This window comes from Paenibacillus sp. JT22N1, assembly GCF_059692155.1.
The window spans coordinates 325,774-340,038 of the sequence record NZ_JCAUAW010000006.1; the positions used below are offsets into that span (position 1 = coordinate 325,774).

At 46.0% G+C, this 14,265-nt stretch carries 19 protein-coding genes; 6 read left to right on the forward strand and 13 right to left on the reverse strand.

Features of this window, described 5'->3' with window-relative positions:
- Positions 1-4: 4 nt before the first annotated feature.
- Positions 5-1,183: an endonuclease Q family protein gene (locus AC58UU_RS14610; RefSeq protein WP_497316695.1), complete on the reverse strand. Its 1,179-nt coding sequence runs from the start codon at positions 1,181-1,183 to the stop codon at positions 5-7.
- A complete protein-coding gene (locus tag AC58UU_RS14615; RefSeq protein ID WP_497316697.1) occupies positions 1,184-1,738 on the reverse strand; it encodes an NUDIX hydrolase in 555 nt (184 codons plus the stop codon). It abuts the gene before it with no gap.
- Positions 1,739-1,828: 90 nt separating this feature from the next.
- On the opposite strand from AC58UU_RS14615, the gene mciZ reads away from it, so the two are divergent.
- The gene (mciZ, locus tag AC58UU_RS14620; RefSeq protein WP_442952730.1) at positions 1,829-2,035 is read left to right on the forward strand and encodes a Z-ring formation inhibitor MciZ; all 207 of its coding nucleotides are present in this window, start codon (positions 1,829-1,831) and stop codon (positions 2,033-2,035) included.
- Here mciZ and AC58UU_RS14625 read toward each other — a convergent pair.
- The gene (locus AC58UU_RS14625) at positions 1,935-3,050 is read right to left on the reverse strand and encodes a DUF3866 family protein (protein WP_497316841.1); all 1,116 of its coding nucleotides are present in this window, start codon (positions 3,048-3,050) and stop codon (positions 1,935-1,937) included. The genes mciZ and AC58UU_RS14625 overlap by 101 nt on opposite strands.
- A gap of 150 nt (positions 3,051-3,200) precedes the next feature.
- Positions 3,201-4,331: a M20/M25/M40 family metallo-hydrolase gene (locus AC58UU_RS14630; RefSeq protein ID WP_497316700.1), complete on the reverse strand. Its 1,131-nt coding sequence runs from the start codon at positions 4,329-4,331 to the stop codon at positions 3,201-3,203.
- A 22-nt stretch (positions 4,332-4,353) separates the two neighbouring features.
- Here AC58UU_RS14630 and prli42 point away from each other — a divergent pair, with 22 nt between their 5' ends.
- Positions 4,354-4,512 (forward strand): stressosome-associated protein Prli42, encoded by a 159-nt coding sequence (prli42, locus tag AC58UU_RS14635; protein WP_497316702.1) that lies wholly within the window; start codon positions 4,354-4,356, stop codon positions 4,510-4,512.
- A 1-nt stretch (position 4,513) separates the two neighbouring features.
- On the opposite strand, the gene AC58UU_RS14640 is transcribed toward prli42, so the two are convergent.
- The 4 genes from AC58UU_RS14640 to lpdA all read right to left on the reverse strand — a co-directional run bounded on the left by AC58UU_RS14640 (position 4,514) and on the right by lpdA (position 9,435).
- A complete protein-coding gene (locus tag AC58UU_RS14640) occupies positions 4,514-5,869 on the reverse strand; it encodes a dihydrolipoamide acetyltransferase family protein (protein ID WP_497316704.1) in 1,356 nt (451 codons plus the stop codon).
- Positions 5,870-5,907: 38 nt separating this feature from the next.
- Positions 5,908-6,888, reverse strand: a complete 981-nt coding sequence (locus AC58UU_RS14645; protein ID WP_057306382.1) for an alpha-ketoacid dehydrogenase subunit beta — start codon at positions 6,886-6,888, stop codon at positions 5,908-5,910.
- A gap of 3 nt (positions 6,889-6,891) precedes the next feature.
- On the reverse strand, positions 6,892-7,902 hold the full coding sequence (locus AC58UU_RS14650; RefSeq protein ID WP_497316706.1) for a thiamine pyrophosphate-dependent dehydrogenase E1 component subunit alpha: 1,011 nt from the start codon (positions 7,900-7,902) through the stop codon (positions 6,892-6,894).
- Between the two features lie 108 nt (positions 7,903-8,010).
- Complete coding sequence (lpdA, locus tag AC58UU_RS14655) at positions 8,011-9,435, reverse strand: dihydrolipoyl dehydrogenase (RefSeq protein ID WP_497316708.1); 1,425 nt, start codon at positions 9,433-9,435, stop codon at positions 8,011-8,013.
- A 170-nt stretch (positions 9,436-9,605) separates the two neighbouring features.
- On the opposite strand from lpdA, the gene AC58UU_RS14660 reads away from it, so the two are divergent.
- Entirely contained in the window at positions 9,606-9,863 is a 258-nt protein-coding gene (locus AC58UU_RS14660) for a DUF2627 domain-containing protein (protein WP_029192929.1), read from the forward strand.
- Positions 9,864-9,872: 9 nt separating this feature from the next.
- On the opposite strand, the gene AC58UU_RS14665 is transcribed toward AC58UU_RS14660, so the two are convergent.
- Genes AC58UU_RS14665 through steA form a run of 3 tightly spaced genes read right to left on the reverse strand, consistent with a single transcriptional unit; the run spans position 9,873 to position 12,624 of the window.
- On the reverse strand, positions 9,873-10,772 hold the full coding sequence (locus AC58UU_RS14665; protein WP_497316711.1) for a hypothetical protein: 900 nt from the start codon (positions 10,770-10,772) through the stop codon (positions 9,873-9,875).
- Positions 10,742-11,473 carry a glycosyltransferase family 2 protein gene (locus tag AC58UU_RS14670; RefSeq protein ID WP_497316713.1) on the reverse strand — a complete coding sequence of 244 codons (732 nt, stop codon included), beginning with the start codon at positions 11,471-11,473 and terminating at the stop codon, positions 10,742-10,744. Before AC58UU_RS14670 ends, AC58UU_RS14665 begins: the two co-directional genes overlap by 31 nt.
- A complete protein-coding gene (gene steA / locus AC58UU_RS14675) occupies positions 11,470-12,624 on the reverse strand; it encodes a putative cytokinetic ring protein SteA (RefSeq protein ID WP_497316715.1) in 1,155 nt (384 codons plus the stop codon). Before steA ends, AC58UU_RS14670 begins: the two co-directional genes overlap by 4 nt.
- Before the next feature lie 130 nt (positions 12,625-12,754).
- On the opposite strand from steA, the gene AC58UU_RS14680 reads away from it, so the two are divergent.
- Entirely contained in the window at positions 12,755-12,940 is a 186-nt protein-coding gene (locus AC58UU_RS14680; protein ID WP_171643455.1) for a hypothetical protein, read from the forward strand.
- Positions 12,941-13,022: 82 nt separating this feature from the next.
- Here AC58UU_RS14680 and AC58UU_RS14685 read toward each other — a convergent pair whose 3' ends face one another.
- Entirely contained in the window at positions 13,023-13,208 is a 186-nt protein-coding gene (locus tag AC58UU_RS14685; RefSeq protein ID WP_497316717.1) for a hypothetical protein, read from the reverse strand.
- Positions 13,209-13,330: 122 nt separating this feature from the next.
- Between AC58UU_RS14685 and brfA the strand changes: the two genes are divergently transcribed.
- Positions 13,331-13,579, forward strand: a complete 249-nt coding sequence (gene brfA, locus AC58UU_RS14690; protein WP_497316719.1) for a ribosome rescue factor BrfA — start codon at positions 13,331-13,333, stop codon at positions 13,577-13,579.
- Here brfA and AC58UU_RS14695 read toward each other — a convergent pair.
- The gene (locus tag AC58UU_RS14695) at positions 13,531-13,785 is read right to left on the reverse strand and encodes a hypothetical protein (protein WP_497316721.1); all 255 of its coding nucleotides are present in this window, start codon (positions 13,783-13,785) and stop codon (positions 13,531-13,533) included. The two genes, brfA and AC58UU_RS14695, sit on opposite strands and share 49 nt — an antisense overlap.
- Before the next feature lie 180 nt (positions 13,786-13,965).
- On the opposite strand from AC58UU_RS14695, the gene AC58UU_RS14700 reads away from it, so the two are divergent.
- On the forward strand, positions 13,966-14,232 hold the full coding sequence (locus AC58UU_RS14700) for a hypothetical protein (protein WP_029192924.1): 267 nt from the start codon (positions 13,966-13,968) through the stop codon (positions 14,230-14,232).
- Positions 14,233-14,265: the final 33 nt, after the last annotated feature.

Here is a 14,265-nt window from a genome sequence, read left to right on the forward strand (position 1 = left end):
GAAACTATGAACGATTTTTAACTTTGCCGTACCTACCCCCGCCGCCAACCTCAAGCTGTAAGGTGCCTTCTCGCGCTTTTATAATATAAGATGCAATTTCCTCACCAATTTCACTTGCAAGCTCATCTGGTGTTGTGCGATGCAGTACATTCATTTCCGTTCCGAAACGGCGAAGCAGTTGATCAAGTTTTTTAGGCCCTAGACCTGGGATAAATTCTAGTGGAACTTGAAAATGATACGGAGGTCGATAAGGCGGGAGGTAAGCCATTTCACGGTCCGCTATGTTCAGAATTCGATCCATGACTCCTCTGACGATTTTATTGCTGCCACAGTCGGCACAGCGCTCGGCAGTCGTTTCACTTTCATCCAAAACGGATTCGCATAAGCTGCAATAGGTTCGGTGGTATTTACCTAGACGAGGATTAAGGCCGTAGTTGGCTATTATACCGCGTTCCTCTTGACGATGCAGCGCTTTAACGAGCTCCTCATACGTAGGGGCAGCCAGCCTCATCTCGTTATACTCACGTCCGATTTTACCAAGAGAGTGTGCATCTGAGTTCGTGACGAATGTGAACGGATCAAGCTCTGAAATTAAACCGGCCATATCGGAATCAGCACTTAGACCAAGCTCAACACCAGAGATGCCCTTAAGATCAAGAAGGTGCTCCATCTTAGAAGACGCACTTCCGTACACACTTTTGTGCGGAGTGAAAATATGCGCGGGTATAAGGATACCACCCCTACCAAGCACCTCATCTTGAAGTACACGAGCAGGTACATAAATGCGCTGAGAGCTTAGCTCCACATTTTTCATGTGACCCTTCATCCATTGAGTGAACCCCTGCATCGCCGTAAGATTAGGCATATAGGCAAGCAAATGGGCCGGGCCCATGCCTGGATCGCGCACCTCTATCTCACTGCCCAGCATAATCGTCGTGTCCTGATACCGGATGCCGCCGCCCTCCAACTCCACCATCTCACCCCGATCCAAGTACGTCATGATGTCATCCTGTACAGAAGGCGAGTGACAATCGATAATACCGATGATCTCCATTCCTTTTCTGACGGTAGCTTCCTGTGCAATATTGAAGAAAGTCAGGTCATTCGCAGCACTGATCTTCACCGCTTGTCCCTTCTCTGTTCGACCTATGTGAATATGGAGATCAACATAATAAGCATTCATTTAGATTTGACCCGTTAAAAGATACAACTGCCAGGCGTAGACAGCCATAATCGTCTTAGCATCGCTAATTCGCCCTTCACGTATGTACTGCTGAGCCTGTTCCAAAGTAATCGCTTCACATTCCAGGAATTCATCCTCATCTGGATTCGCATCACCCTTCACTAAATCTTCTGCGATATAGAGATGAATGATTTCATCCGCAAAACCTGGCGAGGTATAGAAGGAACTGATCAGCTTGATATTTTCCGTCCGAAAGCCCGTTTCTTCCTCTAATTCGCGTAAAGCTGCCTTAAGCGGCTCTTCACCGGCATCCAGTTTGCCAGCCGGGATCTCGACCTGACTTTTCTCAAGCGGTTTTCGATATTGTTCCACAACGATCATTTTATCCCCTAGCAAAGGAATAACAGCCACAGCGCCAGGGTGCTTTACGATTTCACGTGTTGCGGTTTCCCCATTAGGTAGTCGAACATGATCCACCTGCAGCGAAATGATTTTACCTTTGAAAATAGGTTCGGTCTTAATGGTTATTTCTTCGAATTTTTTGTGTAATATCATACGAACACCTCATCCTTGTTAAAGTTGGTCTAACTTGTCCCATTCACGCATATCGTTCATTATATCAAAATTTTACCTGAAAAGAGGAAAATGGATATGAAGAGCTATGTAACCGACCGTCAAATTCGACTTGTAGGGAAAGCCTGGGAAATCAAACGTCAATTGCAGCTCATGCTGCAGCAAGGTGGAAATACAATTACATTAATGGATTATGTAACTGGCTTGCACAATCCGCAGCCGCACAAATCGCTTGGAAATAAGCCGGGTCCTGCGATAATCCCCTTCCCATCGAGGTAATGGGCTGTGGATACATGGAAAAAGCTTCAGTGATTTCTGCAATCGATGGACTCGGCATGGCTACAATTCGGTGCAGCTGCAGATTCTGCGCTTGTTTCTGTACAACAGCATTTTCTATCGGATCCAAAAGTGGAAGAGGCACTACAGCCGGACATCTCGCTGCCAGCTGCAGCGCAGTAAGCGTATGATGACTAATGCCCTGATGCCGAATCCTCGAATCAGCAAAAGAAATTCTTGGAATGACCACTGGAATCCCACCAAGAGCGTATACAGCATTTACGAGTTCACCAACCTCAAGACCTGAAAAACCGTATCGGGTATTCGTTCCCACGATGCCTGGCCCCATGGTTACAATGCTAATATCTGCTTTGGCTACATGCTTTGCGGCAACTAATGCGCTAAATTTGTTTACCGCCTCCACCTTACCTCCATAGGCTTGACCATAAGTAATCGTGGTTTTAAGCCATTCCATCCCCTCAAGTATGGCCACATGCTCACTCCATGAGAGTGGAAGAGCACCCCCATCTGTCATGATATAGGCTACCTCCAAAGCACGATCAGATGATTTTCTTTGTTGATGTCGATATCTAATCCAGCACATCACGACAGGCAGCATACTGTGCAATTCTCCCAGTAAGACGGGCATCCCCTCTAGATTCATGTCACCTTGAAACACAGAATGAAACGAGCTGGCAGGCTCTTCAATAGCGAACACACTTCGCTGCATCGGGGTATATTTGAGCTTCATGATGTGTCCATTTGAAGGTTTAGATGCTGAATGGTGATCCGATTTTCGGTCAAGAATTGATATTACGATATGAAATCCCCCTGAACCTAACCTCAACTTCATGGCTGTTACATTTAAATTAACCACGTCCCCAGGACTTAACAAAGGCATAATATCGGTGTAGTGTACAGCGCGCTCAAGCGCACCGCTCCGCATCCATACAGTAACTATCTGAAGTCCCTCTCTGACCGAAATAATATCCGCAACCGTACCCTCATCCCGTATCATCAAGCCAGTTTCCCCTTCCTGGACGTGTCTTACTCGAAGCATATGTGGATTGATTTAGTTTTACCCCACTATATCGGGTGAGTGAATAAAAAAACCGACCAGCCATGCCATGACATTGGCAGACTAATCGGTTCTCTAGAAAATGGTGAATTAAACTTTCGCAGCTTCCTTCACGAGAGCAACGAGTAATTCAGCCGTTTTGACTAAATCACTAATGGCAATATGTTCTTTTGTTGTATGGATTTCATGATAACCAACAGCGAGATTAACCGTTGGTATGCCCATTCCGTTAAAGATATTCGCATCACTGCCGCCACCGGAGTGGAATGTTCGAGCCGTCAATCCCATTGTTGAGAGTGCTCTAGCGGTCAATTGTACAATTGGAGCAGAGTCATCATGCATATAGGAGGCATATACAATATCCGCATTAAACTCACAAGTGGTGCCAGCATCAGCTGCTGCTGATTCGCAAGCTTCTTTCATCGAGGCGATTTGCGCTTCCAGCTTGTGCTGAACGATACTGCGTGCTTCCGCCTCCATTTTCACTTTATCGCATACCACGTTCAAAGGACCTACGCCTGAGAAACTGCCAATATTCGCAGTAGTTTCGCTGTCAATTCGACCGAGCGACATACGCGAAACCGCTTTACTCGCTACTTGGATGGCACTGATGCCATCTTCAGGATTAACGCCGGCATGAGCTGACTTTCCGTGGAAAATAATTTCAATTTCTGCGCGTCCAGGCGCTGCTGTTGCGATATCGCCAATGCTGCCGTTCGAATCAAGTGCGAAGCCAAACTCAGCTTCCATAACACTGCGATCCATGGCGCGGGCGCCTTTCAAGCCGCTCTCTTCCCCTGCCGTAATAACCAATTGAACGCGGCCATGTGGGATGTTTTGCTCTTTTAAAACCTGTATGCCTTCTATCATCGCCGCGATACCGGCTTTGTCATCGCTGCCAAGGATCGTCGTTCCGTCGCTGCGGATATAGCCATCTTCGCCAATTTGCGGCTTGATACCTTTCCCAGGAGCTACCGTATCCATATGAGAAGTAAAGAAAATGGTCGGAATAGCTGCATTGCTGTCAGTTGCTTCAAGTGTACAGATCAAATTTCCTGATCCATGGCCGCTTTTCGCCATCGAATTATCTTCCACGACATGCAACCCTAAACGGCTAAACTTTTCTTTAAGAACGACACAAATCTCCTGCTCAAATCGCGTCTCGCTGTCTACTTGCACAAGGGAGATGAACTCTTCCACCAATCGATTTTGCTGAATCATGTACTTTCCTCCGATACACACTATGAGTTACAATAAAACTGTACAAGCTTTTTTACGAAAAAGGAGTGAATCTTCATTGTTACAGAATAAGCGTTGGTTTAAAATCGTGATTTACCTTATGCTGATCACGATGGTGTTATCAAGCATATTGTTTACTGCGGGATTATTTTTTGATTCATAGTTTAATAAATCTTTGTATCCGCGTTATAGCTTTCTAAATTTTCTTTCACTCTCTGTAAGAACCTGCCACAGATGACACCATCAAGAATACGGTGATCCAGTGACAAACAAAGGTTAACCATCGAACGAACCGCAATCATATCTTGAATAACGACAGGCTTCTTCACAATCGATTCGAAGGTCACAATAGCTGCTTGCGGGTAGTTGATGATCGGATAAGACAGAATCGAACCGAAGGAGCCTGTATTATTCACAGTAAATGTCCCGCCAACCATATCATTCAGCGATAATTTCCCCGCGCGTGTTTTCTTCGTCAATTCATCAATTTCTCTGGCTAATCCTGCGATATTTTTTTGATCCGCTTTTTTGATGACTGGCGTCAAGACCGAATCTTCCGTTCCTACGGACAACGAAATGTTAATATCGCGTTTCACGATAATTTTATCTACGGCCCAGACGGAGTTGATGATCGGGTAATCCTTAATGGCATTGACGACCGCTTTCAGCATAAATGCTAAGTACGTTAAGTTTATGCCTTCTCGGCGCATAAACTCGTCTTTCACTTTATTCCGCAGAACAACAAGATTCGTTACATCGACCTCAATCATTGTCCAAGCATGCGGAATTTCTGTTACACTCTGGCGCATTTTTGAAGCAATGGCATTGCGCATTGGCGTGACATCGATGAAATGCTCATTGCGAGCGTCCAATGAATGTCCTTCCGCTTCAATCAGCGGCGTTTGCGGATTGGCGGATAAATGGATGCCAGAGCTGCGAACAGGCTGGTGAGCCTGCTGCGAATCAACGGGTGGAGCGGTTTGAGGAACAACAGCAGCTGCCGGTTGATTCGTTTGCACTGCGGCAGGAGCTGCATTCGCTCCACCGGAGGCGATGAATTGCTCAACATCCTTACGCGTAATCCTTCCGCCAAGCCCCGTCCCTGCAACACGTGACAAATCTACACGATTGTCTTGCGCAAGCCTGTGCACAGCTGGAGAATAACGACCACGCATGCTTTGGTCTGAGTCTTCCACCAGCGCGGCTCCAGCATGACTAGCAGTTGCAACTCCTACGTTTGATGCTCCGTTAGCTAAAGCTGCACCCGGCTCTTCAATCAAACAAATGGCTTCGCCAACAGCAGCTGTCTCGCCATCGCCGACAATAATTTTTACAAGTGTACCTTCAATTGGTGAAGGCATTTCCGTATTCACTTTCTCAGTGAAAAGCTCACAAAGCACATCGTATTGTTCGATATAATCGCCAGGCTTCTTGAGCCATTTGCCTATTGTAGCCGAAACGAGGCTCTCCGCTAGATGCGGAACCGTAACCTCGGTTAGTCGGCTGTTCGTTTGGTTCATGGGTGTACCTCCTAAGTTCAGGAAATGAGATCTGTAAATTAGAACATAGCAAGCTGGTGCATAGCATCCTTCAGCTTATCTGCATTGAGCAGGAAAAATTTCTCCATGGGTGGATTGCTGCCCACTGCCGGAACGTCTGGACCACAAAGTCTTGCAATAGGCGCATCTAACTCGAACAACATTTCTTCGGCGATAATCGCCGACACTTCTGCTCCAACGCCGCCTGTTTTGTTGTCTTCATGGGCAATGAGCACTTTGCCTGTTTTCCTTGCGGCCTCCAAAATAGCCTCTTTGTCAAGTGGCTGTAGGGAGCGCAGGTCAAGTACGTGTGCGGAAATGCCTTCCTTCGCAAGCTCTTCAGCTGCTTGTAATGCATAATTTACAACCATACCGTAGGCAATGACCGTAATGTCCGTACCCTGGCGCTTGATGTCAGCCTTGCCGATCGGCACGATATAATCGTCATCTGGCACGTCCGCAGATAACGCCAGATAGCATTTCTTGTGCTCGAAGAATAACACAGGATCTGCATCTCGGATTGCTGCCTTCAGCAGACCCTTAGCATCATATGGATTCGAAGGCGCTACGATCTTAACACCCGGCGTGCCAAAGAAAACAGATTCCGGACATTGGGAATGGTATAAGGCACCTGCTCCGGTCGCTCCGTATGGAGCACGAATGACAATCGGGCATGTCCAGTCATTATTAGAACGATAACGAATCTTAGCCGCTTCACTAAGAATTTGATTCGTTGCTGGAAAGATGAAATCAGCAAACTGAATTTCGGCGATCGGTTTCATCCCATACATCGCCGCACCAATTGCCACACCTACGATAGCAGACTCTGCTAGCGGCGTGTCTAGAACACGCTCTTCACCAAACAAATCACGCAGCCCTTTGGTCGTGTTCAAGACACCACCTTTACCAACATCTTCACCTAGTACGAAGACGTTATCATCCTGCTGCATTTCCTCCTGCATGGCAGAGCGGATTGCTTCCAAATATGTAATTACAGCCATAATTTATTGGTCATCTCCTTCCGCGTAAACATGAAGGAGCGTATCTTCCGGTTTTGGATAAGGCGCGAGATCTGCATACTTTGTAGCTTCATTAATCTCTTGCTTTTGCCGTTCCTGAAGGTCACTATCTTGATTTTCACTCCATAGTCCGCATTCCATTAAATATTCTTTGAACTTAAGGATGCCGTCTTTTTGACGGTTCTGTTCAACTTCTTCTTTCGTCCGGTACAGCATGTCATCATCCGACGTTGAATGAGGCATGAGTCGATAGGAAATCATTTCGATGAGCGTTGGACCTTCGCCACGAGCTGCTCTTTCTCTTGCTTCCTTTGTCACCCGATACATTTCTAATACATCACTGCCATCTACTTGAATACCTGGGAACCCATACCCCAGCGCACGATCAGCGATTTTCCCTGCCACTTGTTTATGAAGAGGAACGGAAATCGCGTATTGATTATTTTCACAAACGAAAATAACAGGAAGTTTATGAACACCCGCGAAATTACAGCCTTCGTGGAAATCCCCTTGATTACTTGATCCTTCACCGAAGGAAACAAATGTGACGAAGTCTTGCTTTTTCATTTTGGCAGCAAGCGCGATACCAGCAGCATGCGGCACCTGGGTCGTAACAGGGGACGACCCTGTGACTATATGATTTTTCTTATCGCCAAAGTGACCAGCCATTTGTCTTCCACCGCTGTTGACGTCTTCTGCTTTACAAAAAACCGCAAGCATTAAATCCTTCACAGTCATGCCTACAGATAGTACAAACGCATAGTCACGATAATAGGGTAAGAAATAATCTTTTTGCGCTTTCATCGCAAATGCCATCCCTACCTGACCGGCATATTGTCCCATTCCAGATACGTGAAAAGGTATTTTACCTGCGCGTTGAAGCATGAAAGCTCGCTCATCATATTTAGCAGCAAGACTCATGACTGTATACATACGAACGGCTTCGTCGTCAGACAAACCTAAACTTCTATGTTTATATAGTTGACCAATAGACATGGAGGTTGCCTCCTTTAGAAATTTTAGGTACCACATAAATTTATTACCTGGTCCTAGTACTTGACTCTATATGCTTATTATAAACGCAAATGTTTATGATTACAATTTTTATCCGCTAATTGCAATCCCATCGACAGCCAACATCGCTTCTCCTAATGCTTCCGACAAAGTAGGATGTGGATGGATGGTTTGGCCCACTTCCCAAGGCGTCGCATTCAGTACCTGGGCAAGTGCTGCTTCGGATATGCTGTTAGTCACATGCGGTCCAATCATGTGCACACCCAGAATGTCATTCGTTTCGCTATCTGCGATTACCTTTACGAACCCATCTGTATCTCCATATACAAGTGCTTTTCCAATCCCTTTGAAACTGAATTTGCCAATTTTCACTTTGTGTCCTTGGTCGACAGCCTGTTGTTCGGTCCAACCAACACTAGCTATCTCCGGTCTTGTATACGTACATCTTGAAACGAGATGCGCTTGCAGCTCATGCGGAGTTTGACCGGCCAGGTGTTCAGCTGCCAAAATCCCTTCATGACCGGCCATATGAGCCAGCATGAGTCCTCCAATAACGTCGCCAACCGCATAGATATGTGATTCTGTCGTTTGCATGAACCGATTCACACGAATTGTACCTTTATCTATTTTAATATCTGTATTTTCAAGCCCGATTCCCTCAATATTGGCTACGCGCCCAACAGATACAAGTACCTTATCTGCCGTTAATTCAACAATCTCTCCTTGCTTGTCCGCTTGTAAAGTAACACTGCCTTCCGTCACCTTCACGGAATCAGGAAGTACTTTTGCACCAGTAACCAGGTTAATGCCGCGTTTCTTAAACAAGCGCTCCAGCTCTTTGGAGATATCCGCATCTTCTAAGCTCACTAATCGTTTATCCAGCTCAACTATGGTAACCGCCACGCCGAAATCGCTCAGCATCGAAGCCCATTCTACACCGATCACACCGCCACCGACAATAATGATTGACTTTGGAAGGTTCTCCATACGCAAAGCGTCTTCACTCGTTAAAATATGGGTACCATCGATCTCTAATCCTGGTAAACTACGCGGTCTGGAGCCTGTAGCAATGATCAAATTACTCGATAGAAGCGTTTCGATATCCCCGTCTTCCTTCTCTACAGAAACAGCACCGCTGCGTGGTGAAAAGATAGAAGGTCCAATTATGCGGCCATTGCCGTAATGGACCGTGATTTTATTTTTCTTCATCAGGAATTGCAGTCCTTGATGCAGTTGATCAACAATACGTTGCTTACGGTTCAGCACACTGTCAAACTTCACTTCAATGGATTCCGCAGAAATGCCATATTCCTCACTTTTCTTCATTGTTGCGTATACTTCAGCACTCCGAAGGAGAGATTTACTTGGAATACAACCTTGATGTAAACAAGTGCCTCCAAGCTTGTCCCTTTCCACGACAGCCACCGTTTTCCCTAATTGTGCAGCCCGTATAGCCGCGGTATAACCTCCAATACCACCACCAAGAACTACGACATCATATCTATGTTCACTCATTATGTATTTCCTCCCTATTAAACGATTACTACCTCATATGTGTACACTTCTCTCTATTATATTACCCTTTTTTGGTTACCAAATCATAGTCTTATTTGTGAATTAGACACACTAACAGATTCAGAGTATGATGATAGAAAAACATGTATCATGCAAAGTAAGGAGCAGCTATGAGAGCACCATTTTATCGATTTATTGCTATTCTTCTTCTCGTTATTCCCGGTTTGACAGCGACCTATGGATTCCTTGCCATGAAGGACGCCTTTTTCGCTCAATTCGATACGGACGGTCATATCCTGTGGGGAAAATTTATCCTTGGGCTTATTTTGTTTCTTCTAGGTGTTGCTTTTATTGGGGGATGGACGTTTTTCCGTGATCGTAAACGAAATTATGTAGCACCAAGATTTAAACCAAATCGCCGCAAATAGACCGAACTTTCAAGTCCGGCCTAAACGATCTAACCAATGAAGGAATCGGTTCTGTTCTATCATTTGCGTAATGGAACTCACCTCCGCTTGTTTATGAAGGAAGCCGATTACAGCAACAATCACACATTGTGCTTCCCAAGGCAAGATCATGATGATTCCATAACCTAATGTAAAACCAAGTAGATTCGATCCGGCATCACCAAGCATCCCGAAGCCTCGAATATCAAGGCTATAAAGGATCAATCCACCCATGCATACCGGGATCATTGGAAAAAGCACACTCATTTCCAAGTCCAAAAAATACAAGCCCACAAACAATACCACACAAGAACTACCCAAAAATGCTTTTAATGAACGACCTGGACGAACGTCAAGCAAGTTCAAGGTATTCGTCATTAGTATCAGCAGTATAAGCTCTACCCCCATCTGCCAGATAGGGGTTTGATCGTTTCCGACCGCTACAACAAGCCATGCGGCAATTGTTAATGTGCCTAACGCCTTAACGGCTCCCATCGATAAAGTCTTTGACTCCATCCAATATTGGAAGTGTCCCTTAAGACCTTTTACGGCTTTACTACCTATTAAATCATCTGTCCAACCTAATAAAAAAATGAATGTAGCGGTAAAAGTGAATACTCGATTATTCACTTCAAGGGAACTAAGCTCTTTCAGCAATGCGTTTTCGCCCATCAAGCCTGAAGATTCTAACCTTACAGCACCTTGAAGAACCAGCTCCTGAAGCCATAAGAGCAACCAAAGAACGACCCCCATCCCGCGAGGGATGGTATGGCCAAGATAGTTCGGCCCCACCTGCCCGTGGGCCTCCAGAAAGCGCCTTACATGCGGCAGCATCCACCACCCTGCCGCTCCAAGCACAATCAGATCGAAGATCGATCCGATGAGAACCATACCCGCTTCCTCCCCTTCCAGCGAGTCAGCAGCGTCAAACCGACCTCGGCGAACTGCTTGCCGCGGTGCACGCACCCGTGCCAATCCCGCCCCGTTTCACGGTGCGTGATGGGCACGTCCAGCTCAACGATGCGCAGGCCATGCCGCACCGCATCGATCGTTAGCGCGACTTCCACGCCGAAGCCGTGCGCGAACCCTCCAAGCTCCCGCAGCCGATCAGCACGCACCGCGCGCTGTCCCGACAAGGGAGCTTCGGTCTTATAGCCGCTGAGCCTGTGAATACCGCGGCGAGCCAAGCCCTTGACCAAGCCGAAGCCTGCTTTGGCGGTGGACGGCGGCAGCTTCGCTATCGCCATATCCGCTTCGCGCCGCAGCAGCGGCTCGATGAGGATGAGCGCCTCTCCGGCTGTATGCTGCAGGTCGGCGTCAAGGAAGAGCAGCAGGTCGCCGCGTGCCTTGGCGACACCTGATTGCATCGCCGCTCCTTTGCCGCGGCGGCGATCATGCTTGACCAGCTTGTCCACCCAAGGCCAAGCAGCCTCGTAGGTATTATCGATGCTGCCATCGTCGACCACAATAATTTCGAATCTCATGCCCGCCCCCCTAATGAAGTCGGCCTGATTCAACAGATGTTGAAGTGTACTCGGAATCGTGCTTGCTTCATTCCAAGCTGGAATAATGATGGATAGATATGGCTTCATCCTTCACCTCCAAGCTTCCAAACAACGTGAGTAACTCGTTTTAAAATCCAGTGAAGCTGAAAAAGCCCTAAAGCAATAAAGAAAAGTGAAAGAAAAACAGTGGTACCTGCCTCTTTCGTCCATAGATATGGCTGCTTATACAGGGCGCCTATACTTTTGATATCAACCAAACGCGCCCCTACCTTCATCCGAACAAGAAGCGTACTTCCCATGCCTTCCCTTCCTTTTTCCAGAAAATCAATCATGTGGGTATGTGCACCAACCGTAACTAGCCACTCCCCTCGCTGCTCAAAGGCAAGTAAGAGCGCCGCATCCTCACTGGTTCCGAAGCAAGGCAGTACGTGCGCGAATAACCCTAATGCAGTCAATCGAGCCATTCCCGGTGCCGTTCCATTCGGGTAAGCATGGACAATTAGCTCCGCGCCGCATGAAAGTGCTTGATCCGTCACACTATCCATATCGCCTACAATAAGATGCGGCTGATAACCGCACTCCAGCAGTGCGTCGGCTCCCCCATCCACCCCAATCAGAATCGGCTTGACCTTTGAGATAAATGCTTTTGCGGCTAGTAAATCCTTCTTATATCCTTTCCTTCTGGAAACAACCAACACATGCTTACCCTCACAATTCACCCTTAGGGGTAATGAGGGCAGTGGCTCCATAAGAGCTCGCTTCTCCCGAATTGCATAGGTTAACGTATTATCAATAAATTGCTCTAATAGCCTTGTCGATTGATCATTCGCAAGCTGCTGCAAGCTAATCCAATTCTCACGTGTAAATGCGGTACAGGAGATATGCTGATTTTCGACGATAATTCTATCCTCATAAATCGCAATTTCCTTATTCGATTCAAAGACTTCGAACGCCGACGACTCCACTTCCCAAATCGGTATATGCTGCTGCAGCAACAACAGGGGTCCTTGGGTCGGATATGTGCCACTCATCGTTTGGTGGCAATTAATGATCGCTTTGACTTTACGATCGATGAGCTCCTGTGCAATGACTTCATCTAGGTCACGGTGCTGAAGAACAACGATTCGGCCTGGCGGCAAATCACGCAGCAATACTTTCGTAATCGCCCCTACGCTAATCTTCCCTTTGCAGAGCGGCAGCGGCTTCGAAGAAAACAATGACAACGAGGGCCAATTCATGATAGACACCGACTTTCCTTTCGTCTCTTGGCCTACTTATTTTGCCCTTTGCCACTATATTCTATGTATATTTTACCCATCCAATGGCAAGTATTGGGTTATATTCTTATTGAAAGGAGATGAAACATCCATGGAGCTAAACATGAGCGCAGACGAAGTGTTAGGCCACATTGTACAGCTTCACAACACCGGGGAGTCGCTAGCCAAAAAAAATGTGAAGAAGCTGCATCCTGACCTTATGAAAAACGCCCTGTATTACTACCCTAGCTGGGAGCACGCCTTGCAAAAGACAGGAGTGGGCAACATCATTCACTAAACATACATAAAATTGCACACAAAGAGCTCCGAAGGGGATTCATCCTCTTCGGAGCTCTATTCAATCAAAGTTCCATGCTTCGTTATTCAAGAACTTCCCATTCAACTTGCACCATGCGATCTACCCATGTGCGGATTTTTATTTCAATCGCACTTTCGATTTCTTCGTCTGTCATTTCACCAAGTTTATATTCCGCTATTTCAAGTACATCCTGCTTAACCATTTCGCCTGACACGGCTAGTTGAATTTGAATACGCAAAGCTATCACCCTTTTCTAAAATGAGTTGAATTTATAAGTTATAAGAAAACTTTCCATTGCTCCAGGCCAAATGATTCTTTAAAATTAACTTGAATGACAATCAAATTTATAAGAGGAAAAGAGGAATCCTAATGTCACGAACTCAAGCACAAAAAAATCGACAACGAAGTTTACGCGAAGGCAAGCTCGATCCTGCTATCCATCGACTGCATTGGCATGGAGTCAACCCATTAACCAAAACGACGCCTACACTGAAACAATTGCTAACTAAACAAAATCATAAACACAAATCAAGGAATTTGAACCATTCGCATGGTGACGATTCCTTTTTTCATGCTTCATTAAGCTCATGGATCGTGATTCCTTGTTCGGCTGCATAACGGACTAACGCTTCTCTTTCCACAGGACGAAAGGTATAGTTACAATCAAACCCGTTAAAGTACAGCTTCCACTCCCGTACAACTCCGTTTTCTCCTAGCTCTAACTCCGCTACATATAAGGAATCTGGCTCATCTTCAAATTGAAGGCCGATGTGCAGCTGTACCTTCCCTTCAGTCATTTCCTGCTCACAATAGTCCATAATCACGAGTGTAGGCCCTCCTATTGAATTAAATCTTTTTTATTTATATAATATACTAATGCGCACAAGCTAAACAACGAGGTGAGACTTTGATCGCAGGTCAGAGATCCCTATACGAAAATGCTAGTTTATGCTTAAGCTTACGTAGAAAGTTTTGCTAAAGCAAAACTCTTAGGAGGAATTACCATGGCATACGATCCGCAGGTAGTAGATGCAACAATAGTTAGTGATAACAAAAAAAATGGTCTTTTCGAAGTCGTTGTCTCACTGAAAGACCGCAATAAATGCCGTCTTTTCTTCGAAAGAGATTCCGAAACCGGTATCGGCAAAGTGACTGATTTGAATAGATTGATGAAAGAACCTTGCCCGATCTGTCGCAAAGATTACCTTTGCAACTGTCTTGACCGTTACAAATATTCAATTGCGGATCAAGCTCTTACATTCATAAAATAATGGCATGACGAAACCCCCTAGCTAACTCAGCTA